The following is a 17588-nucleotide window of genomic DNA, read 5'->3' on the forward strand; positions in this document are numbered from 1 at the left end:
GCACTATGACATAAATTTTTATTTGATACAGACGAAATTGGTCTGCTCTGTTGTGTGATCTGCATCGCAGGGACATTTCCACTGTCGATGTTCTATAATGCGCCACAGGCATTCACATCTCGGACCATGATTATGACGCAGGATGAACTGAAAAAAGCGGTAGGTTGGGCAGCGCTGCAATACGTACAGCCAGGGACCATTGTGGGCGTTGGCACCGGCTCGACGGCGGCCCATTTTATTGACGCGCTGGGCACCATGAAAGGGCAGATCGAAGGGGCGGTCTCCAGCTCCGATGCCTCCACCGAGAAGCTGAAAAGCCTCGGGATCACCGTCTTCGATCTCAACAGCGTCGATCGCCTGGGGATCTACGTTGACGGCGCGGATGAGATCAACGGTCACATGCAGATGATCAAAGGCGGCGGCGCGGCGCTGACCCGTGAGAAGATCATCGCTTCGGTGGCCGATAAATTTATCTGCATCGCCGATGCCTCCAAGCAGGTCGATATTCTGGGCAAATTCCCGCTGCCGGTTGAAGTCATTCCGATGGCGCGCAGCGCCGTTGCACGCCAGCTGGTCAAGCTGGGCGGTCGTCCGGAATACCGTCAGGGCGTGGTGACCGATAACGGCAACGTGATCCTTGACGTGCACGGCCTGGAAATTCTCGATGCTATCGCGCTGGAAAACGCGATTAACGGCATTCCTGGCGTCGTGACCGTAGGGCTGTTCGCCAATCGCGGCGCCGACGTGGCGCTGATCGGCACCGCTGACGGTGTGAAAACCATCGTAAAATAGTCTGTCCGCAGGGAGCCAACCGGCTCCCTCGCAAATATTTTTTCACCTGGTGCAATTTAGTGACTTCTGTCACATTTGTGCAACCATTCTGATTAACGCGCTACCGTTCATTATCTTTCTGGTGTTTTGTCCTGCCATTTCCTTCTGAATGACATTTCTTCAGGACGGCGACGCAAACGTTCATATTGCCGCGATAGTTTTTTTTGATATGTTGCTGAGACGAACTTTCGTTCAGCACGACATCAGTTAAGACAAAACAGGACGGGGAAATGGCTAAGGTATCACTGGAAAAAGACAAGATTAAATTTCTGCTGGTTGAAGGTGTGCATCAAAAGGCAATCGATAGCCTTCGCGCGGCAGGTTACACCAACATTGAATTTCATAAAGGCGCGCTGGATTCCGAACAGCTGAAAGCGTCGATCCGTGATGCCCATTTCATCGGCCTGCGTTCCCGTACCCATCTGACTGAAGAGATTTTCGCCGCGGCGGAAAAACTGGTTGCCGTCGGCTGCTTCTGCATCGGTACCAACCAGGTGGATCTGAACGCCGCCGCGAAGCGCGGTATTCCGGTGTTTAACGCGCCATTCTCTAATACCCGTTCGGTGGCCGAGCTGGTGATCGGTGAGCTGCTGCTGCTGCTGCGCGGCGTGCCGGAAGCCAACGCCAAGGCGCATCGCGGCGTATGGAATAAGCTGGCGGTGGGGAGCTTTGAAGCGCGCGGCAAGAAACTGGGGATTATCGGTTACGGCCACATCGGCACCCAGCTCGGCATTCTGGCGGAATCGCTGGGGATGCATGTCTTCTTCTATGATATTGAAAACAAACTGCCGCTCGGCAACGCCACTCAGGTACAGCATCTCTCCGACCTGCTGAACATGAGCGACGTGGTCAGCCTGCACGTGCCGGAAAACGCCTCCACCAAAAATATGATGGGCGCGGAAGAGCTGGCGCTGATGAAGCCTGGCGCGCTGCTGATCAACGCCTCCCGCGGCACCGTGGTGGATATTCCGGCGCTATGCGATGCGCTGGCGAGTAAGCATCTGGCCGGGGCGGCAATCGACGTCTTCCCGACCGAACCCGCGACCAACAGCGATCCCTTCACTTCGCCGCTGTGCGAATTTGATAACGTGATCCTGACTCCGCATATCGGTGGCTCCACTCAGGAAGCGCAGGAGAACATCGGTCTGGAAGTGGCCGGCAAGCTGGCGAAGTACTCTGACAACGGGTCAACCCTGTCAGCGGTTAACTTCCCGGAAGTTTCTCTGCCGCTGCACGGCGGACGCCGTCTGCTGCACATCCATGAGAACCGGCCGGGCGTCCTGACCGCCATCAACCAGATCTTCGCCGCGCAGAGCATCAACATTGCCGCCCAGTATCTGCAAACGTCGCCGCAGATGGGCTACGTTGTTATTGATATCGAAGCGGAAGAAGACGTTGCCCAGCAGGCGCTGCAGGCAATGAAAGCGATCCCGGGGACTATCCGCGCCCGTCTGCTGTTCTAATCATTTTTGCCTCTCGGGCAGGTCGCGTACCTGCCCGTTTTTTTGTTAATACTTTCCAGGCTGAATTTCTCGTCCCCGCGTACCTACCAACACCAGATTTTGCCCGGGGTGATCACCGCCGGCAGCGGGATATCCCACTCTTCGCTCGGCAGGGTGTCCACCTGCTGGCAGTCGTGCGCGTAGCCCACCGGCTGCAGGCGATATTGCTGCCAGTTTTGCAGCGTCCGGTCGTAAAAACCGCCACCCATCCCCAGCCGTTGGCCGCCGGCATCGAAGGCCACCAGCGGGGTGACCAGCACATCAAGTTCAGCGAGCGGCAGCACGTCGCGCACGTCGAGCTTCGGTTCGCGGATCTTCAGGCGATTCACTATCAGTTCGCTCTGGGGATGGTAATGTAAAAACAGCAGGTTACCGGGGCTAAACGGATGCAGCACCGGGAGATAGACTCGCTTACCGGCCCGCCAGAGCTGGTCGATCAGCGGTTGGGTGTCCAGCTCGCCGTCAAAGGAGAGAAACAGCGCCACGGTGTGGGCGAGAACCACCGGCGGCCAGGCCATCATCCGCTCTGCGGCCTGCAGGGCAAACTGCCGCTGTTGCTCAGGGCTGAGCGCGCGTCGACGCTCGCGGATCTGCTGGCGAATGTGCTGGCGGGAGAGCAGGGTATCGGGCTGTAGAGTCATGCAGGTCTCATGGCGAGCAGGCGAAACAATAGAAAACAGTGTAATACAGTGCGGCATCAGCCGAAAACAGGCGTGGGGAAATAATGCGAGGTAAGGAAGGGAATCTCCGAGATGCCGCCGCAGGCTGTAACCCTTGAACCCTTGGTTCAAGGTGAATGTGTCGTCACAGTTTTAAGGCTTCTCGGACGGACCGAGCATGCTCACCAACCGTGGAGCGCCACATTCTTGTGGTATGAAATATCGGCTCAGGGGACTGGCCCGCTTGCAAACATCTCAGAGAAATTTTGTTCCTGGAGTTACTCTAACACAGTTAACTGCAAAGTGTTATTCAAACTTCGACCCTGGTCTTTCGCTTATGCGACCTTGCTCAAGCAATGCTTGCTCGATGGTCTGCTGAAGCATGCGAATGCGCTGCTCCATACTGGAAGCGTAGTCGCGGGTCTTCGCTTTTTCCTGAGTCAACTCATAGCTGATGTTCAACGCGGCGATGAAGACCAGCTGCTCAGTATTTGTGACTCTAGTGCGTTCTTTTAAATCTTGCAACCGCTGATTAAGGTCTTCAGCTGCCTGATTCAGGGCATCCCTTTGTTCAGGCGGGCAATTCACTCGCAGTGAACGGCCGAAAATTTGGAGATCTACGGGTTGTGCAGACATGCCACCTTCCTGCTGATTGACTGCGCTGCCTTCACACCCTGACCCGGGTCTGCGAAGGGGCGACACTATAGCTACCCTGGTGCGAAGATACAAGCCCTATTCTGGTTCACCAGGGTCCAAAGTGGTAGCATACCATGAATATTCCTCCCAACGATGACGAATGCGCATGTCTATACAGAACGAAATGCCTGGTTACAACGATGTAGACCAGTTACTGAACCAACAAGGGGTAGGGCTTACCCCGGCCGAGATGCACGGTTTGATCAGCGGATTACTGTGCGGCGGCAACACGGACAGCAGCTGGCAGCCGCTGGTGCACGACCTGACCAACGAAGGTCTCGCCTTCGGCCATGAGCTTGCCCAGGCGCTGCGTAACATGCATTCCGCCATCAGCGACTCACTGGATGACGATGGCTTCCTCTTTCAACTGTATCTGCCGGAAGGCGATGCGGTGAGCGTCTTTGACCGCGCCGACGCCCTCGCCGGCTGGGTCAACCACTTCCTTCTCGGCCTTGGCGTTAGCCAGCCGAAGCTGGATAAAGTGAAAGACGAAACCGGGGAAGCGATTGACGATCTGCGTAATATTGCCCAACTGGGCTACGATGAAGACGAAGATCAGGAAGAGCTGGAGATGTCTCTGGAGGAGATTATCGAGTATGTCCGCGTTGCCGCACTGCTGTGCCACGACACCTTTGCGCGTCAGCAGCCAACCGCACCGGAAGTCCGCAAACCGACATTACACTAACTAAAATTCGTTCAGGGGGCGTCATGACTCAGCAGGAATTTCTCTCGCGTCGCCAGGCGCTGTTGGCGCAGATGCAGCCAGGCAGCGCGGCGCTGATTTTCGCCGCACCGGAAGCGGTGCGCAGTGCAGATTCGGAATATCCCTACCGGCAGAACAGCGATTTCTGGTACTTCACCGGCTTCAACGAACCGGAAGCGCTGCTGGTGTTGATTAAAAGCGATGAAACCCACAACCATAGCGTGCTGTTCAACCGGGTTCGCGATCTGACCGCTGAGATCTGGTTCGGTCGCCGTCTGGGCCAGGAGGCCGCGCCGGCGAAGCTGGGCGTTGACCGGGCGCTGGCGTTCAGCGAAATCAACCAGCAGCTGTATCAGCTGCTCAACGGTCTGGACGCTATCTATTTTGCCCAGGGCGAATATGCCTATGCCGATGAGATTGTGTTCAACGCCCTCGAAAAACTCCGCAAAGGCTCGCGGCAGAACCTGCAGGCGCCGAACTCGGTGATCGACTGGCGGCCCATTGTGCATGAGATGCGCCTGTTCAAATCCGCGGAAGAGCTGGCCGTGATGCGCCGCGCCGGGGAGATCAGCGCCCTGGCCCATACCCGGGCGATGGAAAAATGCCGCCCTGGCATGTTCGAGTATCAGCTGGAGGGCGAAATTCTCCATGAATTCAATCGCCACGGCGCGCGCTTCCCCTCCTATAACACCATCGTTGGCGGCGGCGAAAACGGCTGCATTCTGCACTACACCGAAAACGAATCTGAACTGCGCGACGGCGACTTAGTGCTGATTGACGCCGGCTGCGAGTATCGCGGCTATGCCGGCGACATTACCCGCACCTTCCCGGTGAACGGCAAATTCAGCCAGCCGCAGCGCGAAATCTACGATATCGTGCTGGAATCGCTGGAGACCGCGCTGGAACTCTATCGCCCGGGCACCTCAATCTGCCAGGTGAACCAGGAAGTGGTGCGCATTATGATCACCGGCCTGGTGCGGCTGGGGATCCTCAAAGGCGAGGTTGACGAGCTGATCGCCAACAATGCCCACCGCCCGTACTTTATGCACGGTCTGAGCCACTGGCTGGGGCTGGATGTACACGATGTCGGTCACTACGACACCGACCGTTCTCGCGTCCTGGAGCCGGGGATGGTGCTGACCGTCGAACCGGGGCTGTATATCGCCGCCGACGCCGACGTGCCGGCGCAGTACCGCGGCATCGGCATCCGTATTGAAGATGACATCGTCATTACCGAAGACGGCAACGAAAATCTCACCGCCGGCGTGGTGAAGAAGGCGGATGAGATCGAAGCGCTGATGGCGGCGGCGCGCCAGTCATGAGCGTGCTGATCGTCGGCGGCGGGATGACCGGGGCGACGCTCGCCCTGGCCATCTCCCGTTTGACCGGCGGCGCGCTGCCGGTCCATCTGATTGAGGCGCAGGATCCCCAGTCGGCTCGCCATCCCGGCTTCGACGACCGGGCGATCGCCCTGGCCGCCGGCACCTGCCAGCAGCTGGCGCGTATCGGTGTCTGGCAACGTCTCGCCGAGCGGGCGACGGCTATCCAGCGGGTACACGTCAGCGACCGCGGCCATGCCGGTTTTGTGAATCTGGCGGCGGCGGATTATCGCCTGCCGGCGCTGGGTCAGGTGGTTGAACTCCACGATGTCGGCCAGCGACTGTTTAGCCTGCTGCGCGAGGCGCCGGGCGTGACGCTGCATTGCCCGGCGAAGGTGGCAGCGGTCAGCCGCAGCCAGGAGAGCGTCAGCCTTACCCTTGAGGGTGGCGAAACGATCAGCGGCAAGCTGCTGGTGGCAGCGGACGGTTCGCGTTCGTCGCTGGGCGCCCGCTGCGGCATCAGCTGGCAACAACAGCCCTATGAGCAACTGGCGATTATCGCCAACGTAAGCACCGCGCTGCCCCACGAAGGCCGCGCTTTCGAACGTTTTACCGAGCATGGCCCGCTGGCGATGCTGCCGATGTCGCAAGGGCGCTGCTCGCTGGTGTGGTGTCATCCGCAGTCGCGCCGCGACGAGGTGCTGAGCTGGTCTGACGAACGCTTTTGTCAGGAGCTGCAGCAGGCGTTCGGCTGGCGTTTGGGGCGCATTACCCACGCCGGGAAGCGCAGCGTCTATCCGTTGGCCCTCACCACCGCCAGCCGCGCGGTGTCGCACCGCCTGGCGCTGGTCGGTAACGCGGCGCAGACGCTGCACCCGATTGCCGGGCAGGGCTTTAATCTCGGCCTGCGCGATGTGATGAGTCTGGCGGAGCTGCTCGCTGACGCCCATCTCAGCGGCGAAGATGTCGGCCATTATCCGCTGCTGTGTCGCTATCAGGCGCGCAGAACAGGGGATAAAGCCGCCACCATCGGCGTGACCGATGGGCTGGTGCATCTGTTTGCCAACCGTTGGGCGCCGCTGGTGGCGGGGCGCAATGTCGGTCTGATGGCCATGGAATTATTTACCCCGGCGCGCGATGCGCTGGCGCAGCGTACCCTCGGTTGGGTTCCCCGTTAAGGAGTAGAACGTGCAAAGTGTTGATGTTGCCATTGTTGGCGGTGGAATGGTGGGGCTGGCGGTAGCCTGCGGTTTACAGGGCAGCGGCCTGCGCGTCGCGGTGCTGGAGAAAGCGGAGCCGCAGCCGCTGGCTGCCGATGCGCCGCCGGCGCTGCGCGTGTCGGCAATAAACGCCGCCAGCGAAAAGCTGCTGACGAAGCTGGACGTCTGGCGCGAGATCGTTGCCCGACGCGCCAGCTGCTATCACGGAATGGAAGTGTGGGACAAAGACAGCTTCGGCCGCATTAGCTTTGATGACCAGAGCATGGGCTTCAGCCATCTGGGCCATATTATTGAAAACGCCGTGGTGCATTATGCGCTGTGGCAGAAGGCGCAGCGCTGCGCCGACGTCACCCTGCTGGCGCCTGCGCAACTGCAGCAGGTGGCGTGGGGCGAAAATGAGGCCTTTCTCAGCCTGCAGGACGGCAGCATGCTCACCGCGCGTCTGGTGATCGGCGCCGATGGGGCGAATTCGTGGCTGCGCAATAAAGCCGATATTCCGCTGACCTTCTGGGATTACCATCATCACGCGCTGGTGGCGACTATCCGTACCGCTGAGCCGCATCAGGCGGTGGCGCGCCAGGTATTTCATGGCGACGGGATCCTCGCCTTCCTGCCGCTCTGCGATCCGCACCTGTGCTCGATCGTCTGGTCGCTGTCGCCGGCGGAGGCGCAGCGGATGCAGGAGGCTGATGAAGCCACCTTTAACCAGGCGTTAAATATCGCCTTCGATAATGGCCTTGGCCTCTGCCAGCTGGAAAGCGCACGTGAAGTCTTCCCGCTGACCGGCCGCTATGCCCGCCAGTTCGCCGCCCACCGCCTGGCGCTGGTCGGCGATGCCGCGCATACCATCCACCCGCTGGCCGGGCAGGGCGTCAACCTCGGCTTTATGGATGCCGCCGAGCTTATCGACGAACTGAAGCGTCTGCACGCCCAGGGCAAAGATATCGGCCAGCATCTTTATCTGCGCCGCTACGAGCGCAGCCGCAAGCACAGCGCCGCGCTGATGCTGGCGGGTATGCAGGGCTTCCGCGACATGTTTTCCGGTAGCCATCCGGCGAAGAAGTTCCTCCGCGACATGGGGCTGAAACTGGCCGATACGCTGCCGGGCGTGAAACCGCAGCTGATTCGCCAGGCGATGGGCCTTAACGATCTGCCTGCCTGGTTACGTTAACCGCGTCACACTTCTTTCACCCGGCCTGCACGCCGGGTTTTCCCCCTCATTTGAAATATTCTAATTTCACCTCTTTTTTCGCATTAGATTTATTAATGCGTCCTTTTTTTTGTTAAAGAAATTAGGGCTATAAAATCGCACAAAACACCATCATTACCTAATTAGAGTCGCGGTATTGTTAATTTTATGTGGCGTAAATCGCTTTTTTCCAGTCAATAACTCTGTAGGCTTTTCGGCGGATTTTAGTCATAAGCTAATGTGATGCCCTGAATGAGCTTATGGTTTAGCGCCGGGTTCGGTGGTAAGTTCAGGCAAAAGAGAACGTTTGCGTCGGTGTCCGTCAGCGATGCCGACGCCCCATTTCGTGGCGAAAAATCGCCGACAATCTCGTGGCTGGTTCCGTTTTATTCGATGAGGAAAAGATGGCTCAACAGACTCCGTTGTATGAACAACACACGCTGTGCGGCGCGCGCATGGTGGATTTCCATGGCTGGATGATGCCGCTGCATTACGGATCCCAGATTGATGAGCACCATGCGGTGCGCGGCGACGCAGGCATGTTCGATGTGTCGCATATGACCATCGTTGATTTCCACGGCAGCCGGACCAGAGAGTTCTTGCGCTATTTGCTGGCCAACGACGTGGCGAAGCTCACCACTCCGGGCAAAGCGCTCTACACCGGCATGCTGACCGCCTCCGCCGGCGTCATCGACGACCTGATTGTCTATTTCCTCTCTGAAGATTATTTCCGCCTCGTTGTTAACTCCGCCACCCGCGAAAAAGACCTCGCCTGGATTTCCGAACAAGCTGAACCTTACGGCCTTGAAATCATCGTTCGCGACGATCTGTCGCTGATCGCGGTTCAGGGGCCGCAGGCGAAAGCGAAGGCGGCGACGCTGTTCACCGACGCGCAGCGTCAGGCCGTGGAAGGTATGAAGCCGTTCTTCGGCGTGCAGGCCGGCGAGCTGTTTATCGCCACCACCGGCTATACCGGCGAAGCGGGTTATGAAATCGCCATGCCGAACGAGCAGGCGGCGGATTTCTGGCGCGGTCTGCTGGACGCTGGCGTTAAGCCGTGCGGTCTCGGCGCGCGCGATACCCTGCGCCTGGAGGCCGGGATGAACCTGTATGGCCAGGAGATGGACGAAGGCGTCTCTCCGCTGGCGGCGAATATGGGCTGGACTATTGCCTGGGAACCGGCGGATCGTAATTTTATCGGTCGCGAAGCGCTGGAGATGCAGCGTGAAAAGGGCACCGAACAGCTGGTTGGCCTGGTGATGACCGAGAAAGGCGTCCTGCGCGGCGGCCTGCCGGTACGTTTTACCGATAGCGACGGTAATCAAAAAGAAGGCATTATCACCAGCGGCACCTTCTCGCCGACCCTGGGCTACAGTATCGCGCTGGCTCGCGTGCCGGCCGGGATAGGCGACACCGCGGTGGTGCAAATTCGTAACCGTGAAATGCCGGTAAAAGTGACTAAACCTGGTTTTGTACGCAATGGCAAAGCCATTGTGTGATTTCCCTTTTTTGGAGATGAATTGATGAGCAACGTACCAGCAGAACTGAAATACAGCAAAGAACACGAGTGGCTGCGTAAAGAAGCGGACGGCACCTATACCGTCGGGATCACCGAGCATGCGCAGGAGCTGCTGGGCGATATGGTATTCGTTGATCTGCCGGAAGTGGGCGCCACCGTTGAAGCGGGCGCCGATTGCGCGGTTGCCGAATCCGTGAAGGCGGCTTCCGATATTTATGCCCCGATCAGCGGTGAAATCGTTGCCGTTAACGAAGAGCTGAACGACTCGCCGGAACTGGTCAACAGCGACCCGTACACCGACGGCTGGATCTTCAAAATCAAAGCCAGCGATGAAGCGCAGGTTGCCGCGCTGCTGGATGCGACCGCCTATGAAGCTCTGTTAGAAGACGAATAAATACGTTTCATCCTTCACGCTGCAGGGGCGTTGGCTTCCTGCCGCGCGCATGATTTTGCGTATTCCGGCCCGGTAAGCATCAGCGTTTGCCGGGCAAACCAGTCAGACAATCACGATTCACCGCACGTTTCAGGAACCATCGCTCATGACTCAGACTTTAAGTCAGCTTGAAAACCGCGACGCCTTTATCGAACGTCACATTGGCCCGGACGCTCAGCAGCAGCAAGAGATGCTGAAGACCGTCGGCGCGGATTCGCTTAACGCCCTGATCGGCCAGATTGTGCCGCAGGATATCCAGCTGGCGACCCCACCGCAGGTGGGCGACGCGACAACCGAATTCGCCGCGCTGGCAGAGCTGAAGGCGATCGCCGGTCGCAACAAGCGCTTCAAGTCTTACATCGGCATGGGCTACACCGCCGTGCAGCTGCCGCCGGTTATTCAGCGCAACATGCTGGAAAATCCGGGCTGGTATACCGCCTATACCCCTTACCAGCCGGAAGTCTCCCAGGGCCGTCTGGAATCGCTGCTCAACTTCCAGCAGGTTACGCTGGATCTCACCGGGCTGGATATCGCTTCCGCTTCGCTGCTCGATGAAGCGACCGCCGCCGCCGAAGCGATGGCGATGGCCAAACGCGTCAGCAAACTGAAAAACGCCAACCGTTTCTTCGTCGCCGCCGACGTCCATCCGCAAACCCTGGACGTGGTGCGCACTCGTGCGGAAACCTTCGGTTTCGACGTGATCGTCGATGACGCCGACAAAGTGCTCGATCACCAGGATGTTTTCGGCGTGCTGCTGCAGCAGGTGGGCACCACCGGCGAAATCCACGATTACAGCAAACTGATCGCCGAGCTGAAAGCGCGCAAAGTGATTGTCAGCGTCGCTGCCGACTTTATGGCGCTGGTGCTGCTGACGGCGCCGGGCAAGCAGGGGGCGGATATCGTCTTCGGCTCCGCCCAACGCTTCGGCGTGCCGATGGGCTATGGCGGCCCGCACGCGGCCTTCTTCGCGGCGAAAGATGAATTCAAACGCTCCATGCCGGGCCGGATTATCGGCGTATCGAAAGATGCGGCGGGGAACACCGCGCTGCGCATGGCGATGCAGACTCGCGAACAGCACATCCGCCGCGAGAAAGCGAACTCCAATATTTGTACCTCGCAGGTGCTGCTGGCCAACATCGCCAGCCTGTACGCGGTATTCCACGGCCCGGCGGGTCTGAAACGTATCGCAGGCCGCATTCATCGCCTGACCGACATTCTGGCCGATGGCCTGCAGAAGAAAGGGCTGAAGCTGCGTCATGCCCACTACTTTGACACCCTGTGCGTGGACGTGGCGGATAAAGCCGCGGTGCTGGCGCGTGCCGAAGCCCTGCAGATTAACCTGCGCAGCGATATTCACGGCGCGGTGGGCATTACGCTCGATGAAGCGACCACCCGCGAAGACGTGCTCAACCTCTTCCGCGCCATCGTCAGCGACGATCATGGTCTGGACATCGATACCCTGGATAAAGACGTGGCGCTGGACAGCCGCTCCATCCCGGCGGCGATGCTGCGCGACGATGCGATCCTCACCCATCCGGTGTTCAACCGCTACCATAGCGAGACCGAGATGATGCGCTACATGCACGCCCTGGAGCGTAAAGATCTGGCGCTGAACCAGGCGATGATCCCGCTGGGTTCCTGCACCATGAAGCTGAACGCCGCGGCGGAGATGATCCCCATCACCTGGCCGGAGTTCGCTGAGCTGCACCCGTTCTGCCCGGTAGAGCAGGCGGAAGGGTATCATCAGATGATCGCTCAGCTCTCCGACTGGCTGGTGAAACTGACCGGCTATGACGCCGTCTGCATGCAGCCGAACTCCGGCGCGCAGGGCGAATATGCTGGCCTGCTGGCGATTCGCCACTACCATGAGAGCCGCAACGAAGGCCATCGCGATATCTGCCTGATCCCAAGCTCCGCGCACGGCACCAACCCGGCTTCCGCGCAGATGGCGGGTATGCAGGTGGTGGTGGTCGCGTGCGACAAAAACGGCAACATCGATCTCGCCGACCTGCGTGAAAAAGCAGAGCAGGCGGGAGCGAATCTCTCCTGCATCATGGTCACCTATCCGTCGACCCACGGCGTATATGAAGAGACCATTCGCGAAGTGTGCGAGATCGTGCACCAGTTCGGCGGCCAGGTTTACCTTGACGGCGCCAACATGAACGCCCAGGTCGGGATCACCTCTCCGGGCTTTATCGGCGCTGACGTTTCGCACCTCAACCTGCATAAAACGTTCTGCATTCCGCACGGCGGCGGCGGCCCGGGTATGGGCCCAATCGGCGTGAAAGCGCACCTGGCGCCGTTCGTGCCGGGTCACAGCGTGGTGCAGATTGAAGGGATGCTGACCCGTCAGGGCGCGGTTTCCGCTGCGCCGTTCGGCAGCGCGTCCATCCTGCCGATCAGCTGGATGTATATCCGTATGATGGGCGCGGAAGGGCTGAAGCAGGCGAGCCAGAACGCGATCCTTAACGCCAACTACATCGCTACCCGTCTGAAAGACGCCTACCCGGTGCTCTACACCGGTCGCGATGGTCGCGTGGCGCACGAATGTATTCTCGATATTCGTCCGCTGAAAGAAGAGACCGGCATTAGCGAGCTGGATATCGCCAAGCGCCTGATCGACTTTGGCTTCCATGCGCCGACCATGTCCTTCCCGGTAGCGGGTACGCTGATGGTTGAGCCGACGGAATCGGAAAGCAAGGTGGAGCTGGACCGCTTTATCGACGCGATGCTGGCGATCCGCGCGGAAATCGACCGCGTCAAAGCCGGTGAATGGCCGCTGGAAGACAACCCGCTGGTGAACGCGCCGCATACCCAGGGTGAGATCGTTGGGGAATGGAACCATCCGTACAGCCGCGAGCTGGCGGTATTCCCGGCGGGTCTGCACAACAAATACTGGCCGACGGTGAAACGCCTGGACGACGTGTACGGCGACCGTAATCTGTTCTGCTCCTGCGTGCCGATGAGCGAATATCAGTAACGTGCGGAATTAGCTATACTTTTAAAGGCGCTGCGGCGCCTTTACTTTTTGGGAGAGAAGCATGGGGATAGCACTGATTAGCGGCGCGAGCCGCGGAATAGGCCGGGCGACGGCGCTGCTGCTGGCGCAGGAAGGGTATACTGTCGCGGTCAATTATCATCACAATATTAACGCTGCCACCGAGGTGGTGAATACCATTGTTGCCGCCGGCGGCAAAGCCACGGCGCTGCGGGCGGATATCAGTGATGAAGCGCAGGTGATGGCGATGTTTGAGGCGATTGACCGCATGGGCGAGCCGCTGACGGCGTTGGTCAACAACGCCGGGATCCTCTTTACCCAGTGTACGGTGGAGAGCCTGAGCGCCGAGCGCATTAACCGCGTGCTGGCGACCAACGTGACCGGCTATTTCCTCTGCTGCCGCGAGGCGGTCAAGCGCATGGCGCATCAGCATGGCGGCAAGGGCGGGGCGATAGTTAACGTGTCGTCGGCGGCGTCGCGCCTTGGTTCGCCGGGAGAATATGTAGATTACGCCGCGTCGAAAGGGGCGGTGGATACCCTGACCACCGGGCTGGCGCTGGAGGTGGCGGCGCAGGGGATCCGGGTAAATGGCGTGCGCCCTGGGCTGATTTATACCGAGATGCACGCCTCCGGCGGCGAACCGGGGCGCGTGGATCGGGTGAAGCATTCGCTGCCGATGCGGCGCGGCGGTCAGCCGGAAGAGGTCGCTCAGGCCATTGCCTGGCTGCTGAGCGACAAAGCGTCCTATGTGACGGGCAGTTTCCTCGAACTGGCGGGCGGTAAATAACCCGCTGATGTCAATTGCCCGGCGGCGCTGCGTTTGCCGGGCATGGGGGTAAGGCGAACGGTAGGCCGGGTAAGGCGTAGCCGTCACCCGGCATAAAGTCCGGTAAGGTGGCTGGCCTACCAGGAGGCCAGCCACAGCCGTAGACGCATTCCCCAGCCGCTGGTCCAGCCGGTGGTGACCGACTTCACCTCGCCTCGATAAATCACCACCAGCGTTGGCGTCACCCGAATGTCCCACTGCCGCGCCAGCTGGCCGCTCGGGTCATTCACCGTCGGCAGCGCCAGTTTCTTTCTGGCAAGCCACGTCTCCAGCGCGGCGTTATCGCCGGATCGCAGGGCCACGGTCAGCACATTGCCGCCATCGGCGGCAAGCGATGCCACCGACGGCGTGGTGTAGCGACAGACCCCGCACCAGGTGGCCCAGACGTACAGCAGCAGCGGCTTTTGCTGGCTCATGGCGTTCAGATCCACCGTCCTGCCGTCGAGGGTGTGCAGCGATGTGGCGCTGACGTTTTGCGGCAGCGCGGGCTGGCGAAAATAATCCACCGCCAGGCCCACCGCCGCGCCAATCAGCAGCCACACCGCCAGCTCACGCAGCTAGCGCCTGAGCTTACTGGCCACGGGCTTTCGCCAGTTGCTCTTTCACCAGCCCCTCCAGTTCGTCAGCAGGGATCGCCCCGGCCACCATCTGATCGCCGATGATGGTCGCCGGCGTGCCCTGAATATTCAGCACCTGCGACAAAATCAGGTTCATCTTCAGCGAATTCATGGTCTTGTCATCGAGACTGACGCTGTCGGTGGCGGTTTTCTTCTGCGCCGCGGCGATGCTGGCGTCATCGTGATAGCCTTTTTTCGCCATCAGCCGCTGATGCAGCGCCCAGAACTTATCGGGCTGCTGGCGCCAGGTAGAGAGCGCCGCTTTGGCGGCATTGACCGAACTTTGCCCCTTGAACGGCAGCAGCTTCACGATCAGCTGGATGTCCGGGTTATCGTGGACGATTTTTTCCAGCATCGGATCAAACTGTTTACAGTAAGGACAGTTGTAATCGGTAAACGAGACGATCGTCAGCTTCGGCGCTTTGGCGCCGGTGCGCGGGCTGTTCGGATCGTTAAACAGCAGCTGCGCCAGCTGGTCATTACCGTTTGCTGGTGGTTCTTCCGCCGGGGCGGCGAAGCTGAAGGCGGATACGCACAGCAGCAATAAGGCGGTGATAGCTCTCATGTTAGTTTCCTTTGGCGGCGGACAGGGTGGCGAGGAGGTGGTCGCGATCTAACAGCGCAGGCAGGATCTCTCCCTGCGGCAATCCCGGTCCGTAAATCTGGTTAAACGGCACCGCGGCGCTGCCGCGGTCGGTTAAAAACTGACTAATCGTGGCGGAGGGGCGGCTCCAGTCGCCGCGCAGGGCGACCACGTCCGGCGCTAACAGCGCCTGCTGGACGTTATCGCGCAGCAGCACGTTGTATTTATTGGCTTTACAGGTCACGCACCAGTCGGCGGTGACATCAATAAACACCCGCTTATGTTCCGCCAGGGCGCTGGCGATAGCCTGCTCGCTGAGCGGCTGCCAGTTAACCCGGTCGCGGCGCGGGCCCTCGCCGTCAGGTTGGGAGACAAAGGCGACGGCGCCGGCCACCACGATGGCCAGAGCCCCTGCGCGCAGCGCTGTCCGCCAGCGGTAGCGCCAGGCGGTGGCCAGCAGCACGGCTACGGTCAGTATCACCAGCAGGGTTAGCACCGGGGTACGGCCGATGTGGATCGTCAGCAGGCTGACCAGCCATAGCGCCGAGCCCAGCATCATCACCCCCAGCGCCACCCGCAGATGATTCATCCAGCGGCCTGGGCGCGGAAGGCGTTGCGCCAGCCCCGGCCAGGCGACGATCAGCAGCCACGGCAGGCTCATACCGATCCCCATGGCGAAGAAAATCCCCCACAGCAGCGGCAGCGGCGCCACCAGCGCCACCGACACGGCGGTGCCGAGGAACGGCGCGGTGCAGGGCGTCGCCAGCAGGGTGGCGAAGGCGCCCTGCCAGAAATGGCCCATTAAGCCGTTGCCGCCTCGGGTGGCGAGGAAGGTGCTGGCGGTGGAGGAGAGGCGGATTTCGAACAGCCCCAGCAGACTGGCGCTGAACAGGACCATCACCAGCGCCATGGCGCCGATAAACCACGGGTTCTGAAACTGGATCCCCCAGCCGAGCGCCTGATTACCCAGGCGTAGCGCGGTCATCATCAGCGCCAGCGCCAGGAACGAGACGACGATCCCGCACGCCGAGGCGAGGAACTGTCGGCGCACCGCGCCGCGTTCGCGATGTTCGGTTTGCACCAGCGAGCCGAGCTTCATCGCCAGCACCGGCAGGACGCAGGGCATTACATTGAGGATAAGCCCCCCGGCCAGCGCCATCAGCAGCACCCAGCCTAACGCCGCTCCCGGCGCGGCGCTGCCTGCGCTGATAGCGAGCTGGCTTTCCTGCGCCTGGCCGCTATCCGCCAGCACCAGCGACAACGTTTTACCGCGTAGATCCGGCGCCGCTTCGCCCCAGCTATCGGTGACCGGCACGCTGGCGGTCAGCGTATCGCCGCGGGTGGTAAAGCTCGGCTTGCCGAAATCGACATCCTCCATGCCGTCGATAAACAGCGCTGGCTGCTGCCAGCCGGCATCACGGCGGGCGGTCACCGTCAGTTTGCCGCTGACGTAGCTGGCGCTCAGCTGCGAAGTCAGGCCATCGCGCAGCGGCAGCGTGCCCATCGCACGGGTGTAATCGTAGGCAAAACCCTCCCCTGGCGGGGCCGTCATATCCAGCGAAAAGGGATAATCAGTGAGAATGCAGACATTGCTGCAGGTGGATAATGTCAGTACGCCGCTGAGCGTCGGCGGTATCTTCCCGCGCAGGGTCATCGGGAAGCTGACGTCGCCGTGATACCCCTGAGTGGAAATGCCCGCAACGTCGAAACGCTGCGGCGTCGGCCAGCGCCAGTCAACCGCCAGCGGCGTGCCCCAGGCGATAGCCGGCGCGACGCCGCCTTCCCCTGGCGAGCGCCAGTAGGTTTTCCAGCCCTTTTCCAGCGCCACGTCTAAAAGCAGGCGGGTATCGCCATTGCTCTCGGTTTGCGCCCGCAGGCGCACGCTGGCGTGTTGATTATCGGCGGCGCGTAGCCAGCCGCTGTCGGCGGCCTGGCTGACGGGCAGCCATAGCCAAAGCAGGCAGACCAGTAGTCGCCTGAATAACATAGACATAAATTTGCTCCATAAATGATGAATTAACCTGAACTGTCAGGAAAATCAGTCACTCACGGAAGACGCATAATCGCAGATGCACCCGCAATCGGGGCGGGGAGATAACGCGGGGAGGCCACTGGCGTTCGATACGCGGCGGGATCGCCGCCAGCACCGCCAGCAGCAGGGTGATAGCCAACAGCGCCCCTTCGAACAGCATCGGCGGGACGGCCATCAGCGACTTGGCGCTGAGCTCGCACGGCGTGACCGGCGCATCGGCCTTATCCTGGGTTTGCTGTAGCGACGGGCTGTCGGCAGCGAGGTTCATGACCAGCGCGTGCATCCCGGCCATTCGCTGAGCGGTGCAGACCAGCACCACCAGACAGGCCAGGAGGACAAAAAGAATGGCTTTGCGTTGTCGCTTAATCATGAGCGCCTCAAATATTCACGAGGCCTATCTTATCGGGCGAACGCGTTTTGGCAATGGTAAAGCTGTAAAGAAGTGTCTGGCGGATAAGCGA

16 protein-coding genes and 1 other RNA gene are annotated in these 17588 nt (G+C 60.2%); 10 read left to right on the top strand and 7 right to left on the bottom strand.

Annotated elements, in window-relative coordinates:
- The first annotated feature begins 132 nt into the window (after window positions 1–132).
- A complete protein-coding gene (gene rpiA, locus MKR05_RS09410) occupies window positions 133–792 on the top strand; it encodes a ribose-5-phosphate isomerase RpiA (protein WP_002916495.1) in 660 nt (219 codons plus the stop codon).
- Between the two features lie 269 nt (window positions 793–1061).
- Window positions 1062–2294: a phosphoglycerate dehydrogenase gene (gene serA / locus MKR05_RS09415; protein ID WP_008806446.1), complete on the top strand. Its 1233-nt coding sequence runs from the start codon at window positions 1062–1064 to the stop codon at window positions 2292–2294.
- 83 nt (window positions 2295–2377) lie between these two features.
- Here serA and MKR05_RS09420 read toward each other — a convergent pair whose 3' ends face one another.
- The 3 genes from MKR05_RS09420 to zapA form a co-directional block, all read right to left on the bottom strand.
- Window positions 2378–2974 (bottom strand): 5-formyltetrahydrofolate cyclo-ligase, encoded by a 597-nt coding sequence (locus tag MKR05_RS09420; RefSeq protein ID WP_044524691.1) that lies wholly within the window; start codon window positions 2972–2974, stop codon window positions 2378–2380.
- 99 nt (window positions 2975–3073) lie between these two features.
- A non-coding RNA gene (gene ssrS / locus MKR05_RS09425) (6S RNA) lies at window positions 3074–3257 on the bottom strand.
- Between the two features lie 41 nt (window positions 3258–3298).
- Window positions 3299–3628, bottom strand: a complete 330-nt coding sequence (zapA, locus tag MKR05_RS09430) for a cell division protein ZapA (protein WP_004205298.1) — start codon at window positions 3626–3628, stop codon at window positions 3299–3301.
- A 166-nt stretch (window positions 3629–3794) separates the two neighbouring features.
- Here zapA and MKR05_RS09435 point away from each other — a divergent pair, with 166 nt between their 5' ends.
- The 8 genes from MKR05_RS09435 (at window position 3795) to MKR05_RS09470 (ending at window position 13856) form a co-directional block, all read left to right on the top strand.
- Window positions 3795–4373: a YecA family protein gene (locus MKR05_RS09435; protein ID WP_002916486.1), complete on the top strand. Its 579-nt coding sequence runs from the start codon at window positions 3795–3797 to the stop codon at window positions 4371–4373.
- A gap of 23 nt (window positions 4374–4396) precedes the next feature.
- The gene (gene pepP / locus MKR05_RS09440; protein ID WP_004205299.1) at window positions 4397–5713 is read left to right on the top strand and encodes a Xaa-Pro aminopeptidase; all 1317 of its coding nucleotides are present in this window, start codon (window positions 4397–4399) and stop codon (window positions 5711–5713) included.
- Window positions 5710–6888 carry a 2-octaprenyl-6-methoxyphenyl hydroxylase gene (ubiH, locus tag MKR05_RS09445; RefSeq protein WP_023290982.1) on the top strand — a complete coding sequence of 393 codons (1179 nt, stop codon included), beginning with the start codon at window positions 5710–5712 and terminating at the stop codon, window positions 6886–6888. Before pepP ends, ubiH begins: the two co-directional genes overlap by 4 nt.
- Before the next feature lie 10 nt (window positions 6889–6898).
- Window positions 6899–8101, top strand: a complete 1203-nt coding sequence (gene ubiI / locus MKR05_RS09450) for an FAD-dependent 2-octaprenylphenol hydroxylase (RefSeq protein ID WP_032454040.1) — start codon at window positions 6899–6901, stop codon at window positions 8099–8101.
- Window positions 8102–8523: 422 nt separating this feature from the next.
- Window positions 8524–9618: a glycine cleavage system aminomethyltransferase GcvT gene (gene gcvT / locus MKR05_RS09455; RefSeq protein ID WP_004205303.1), complete on the top strand. Its 1095-nt coding sequence runs from the start codon at window positions 8524–8526 to the stop codon at window positions 9616–9618.
- Between the two features lie 24 nt (window positions 9619–9642).
- Window positions 9643–10032: a glycine cleavage system protein GcvH gene (gene gcvH / locus MKR05_RS09460; protein ID WP_023290979.1), complete on the top strand. Its 390-nt coding sequence runs from the start codon at window positions 9643–9645 to the stop codon at window positions 10030–10032.
- A gap of 145 nt (window positions 10033–10177) precedes the next feature.
- The gene (gene gcvP, locus MKR05_RS09465) at window positions 10178–13051 is read left to right on the top strand and encodes an aminomethyl-transferring glycine dehydrogenase (protein WP_238875624.1); all 2874 of its coding nucleotides are present in this window, start codon (window positions 10178–10180) and stop codon (window positions 13049–13051) included.
- A 61-nt stretch (window positions 13052–13112) separates the two neighbouring features.
- Entirely contained in the window at window positions 13113–13856 is a 744-nt protein-coding gene (locus tag MKR05_RS09470; protein WP_023290977.1) for an SDR family oxidoreductase, read from the top strand.
- A gap of 116 nt (window positions 13857–13972) precedes the next feature.
- Here the strand turns inward: MKR05_RS09470 and MKR05_RS09475 are convergent, their stop codons facing one another.
- From MKR05_RS09475 to MKR05_RS09490, 4 genes are read right to left on the bottom strand one after another with little or no spacing between them, the layout of a single operon-like run.
- Window positions 13973–14452: a protein disulfide oxidoreductase gene (locus MKR05_RS09475; RefSeq protein WP_196240057.1), complete on the bottom strand. Its 480-nt coding sequence runs from the start codon at window positions 14450–14452 to the stop codon at window positions 13973–13975.
- A gap of 13 nt (window positions 14453–14465) precedes the next feature.
- Window positions 14466–15077 (bottom strand): DsbA family protein, encoded by a 612-nt coding sequence (locus tag MKR05_RS09480; protein WP_064158012.1) that lies wholly within the window; start codon window positions 15075–15077, stop codon window positions 14466–14468.
- Between the two features lies 1 nt (window position 15078).
- On the bottom strand, window positions 15079–17088 hold the full coding sequence (locus MKR05_RS09485) for a protein-disulfide reductase DsbD (RefSeq protein ID WP_238875622.1): 2010 nt from the start codon (window positions 17086–17088) through the stop codon (window positions 15079–15081).
- Between the two features lie 49 nt (window positions 17089–17137).
- Window positions 17138–17497: a hypothetical protein gene (locus MKR05_RS09490; RefSeq protein WP_023290973.1), complete on the bottom strand. Its 360-nt coding sequence runs from the start codon at window positions 17495–17497 to the stop codon at window positions 17138–17140.
- Window positions 17498–17588 lie beyond the last annotated feature (91 nt).

This window comes from Klebsiella sp. K5-204, assembly GCF_030128585.1.
In the GTDB taxonomy this organism is placed as follows: Bacteria; Pseudomonadota; Gammaproteobacteria; order Enterobacterales; family Enterobacteriaceae; genus Klebsiella; species Klebsiella quasipneumoniae.

Bases quoted from the DNA above. Each gene is read 5' to 3' on its own strand.
- MKR05_RS09480 (WP_064158012.1), bottom strand. From the start codon at position 15,077: ATGAGAGCTATCACCGCCTTATTGCTGCTGTGCGTATCCGCCTTCAGC.
- serA (WP_008806446.1), top strand. From the start codon at position 1,062: ATGGCTAAGGTATCACTGGAAAAAGACAAGATTAAATTTCTGCTGGTT.
- ubiH (WP_023290982.1), top strand. From the start codon at position 5,710: ATGAGCGTGCTGATCGTCGGCGGCGGGATGACCGGGGCGACGCTCGCC.
- gcvH (WP_023290979.1), top strand. From the start codon at position 9,643: ATGAGCAACGTACCAGCAGAACTGAAATACAGCAAAGAACACGAGTGG.
- zapA (WP_004205298.1), bottom strand. From the start codon at position 3,628: ATGTCTGCACAACCCGTAGATCTCCAAATTTTCGGCCGTTCACTGCGA.
- MKR05_RS09485 (WP_238875622.1), bottom strand. From the start codon at position 17,088: ATGTCTATGTTATTCAGGCGACTACTGGTCTGCCTGCTTTGGCTATGG.
- rpiA (WP_002916495.1), top strand. From the start codon at position 133: ATGACGCAGGATGAACTGAAAAAAGCGGTAGGTTGGGCAGCGCTGCAA.
- gcvP (WP_238875624.1), top strand. From the start codon at position 10,178: ATGACTCAGACTTTAAGTCAGCTTGAAAACCGCGACGCCTTTATCGAA.
- MKR05_RS09435 (WP_002916486.1), top strand. From the start codon at position 3,795: ATGTCTATACAGAACGAAATGCCTGGTTACAACGATGTAGACCAGTTA.
- MKR05_RS09490 (WP_023290973.1), bottom strand. From the start codon at position 17,497: ATGATTAAGCGACAACGCAAAGCCATTCTTTTTGTCCTCCTGGCCTGT.
- gcvT (WP_004205303.1), top strand. From the start codon at position 8,524: ATGGCTCAACAGACTCCGTTGTATGAACAACACACGCTGTGCGGCGCG.
- MKR05_RS09420 (WP_044524691.1), bottom strand. From the start codon at position 2,974: ATGACTCTACAGCCCGATACCCTGCTCTCCCGCCAGCACATTCGCCAG.
- MKR05_RS09470 (WP_023290977.1), top strand. From the start codon at position 13,113: ATGGGGATAGCACTGATTAGCGGCGCGAGCCGCGGAATAGGCCGGGCG.
- pepP (WP_004205299.1), top strand. From the start codon at position 4,397: ATGACTCAGCAGGAATTTCTCTCGCGTCGCCAGGCGCTGTTGGCGCAG.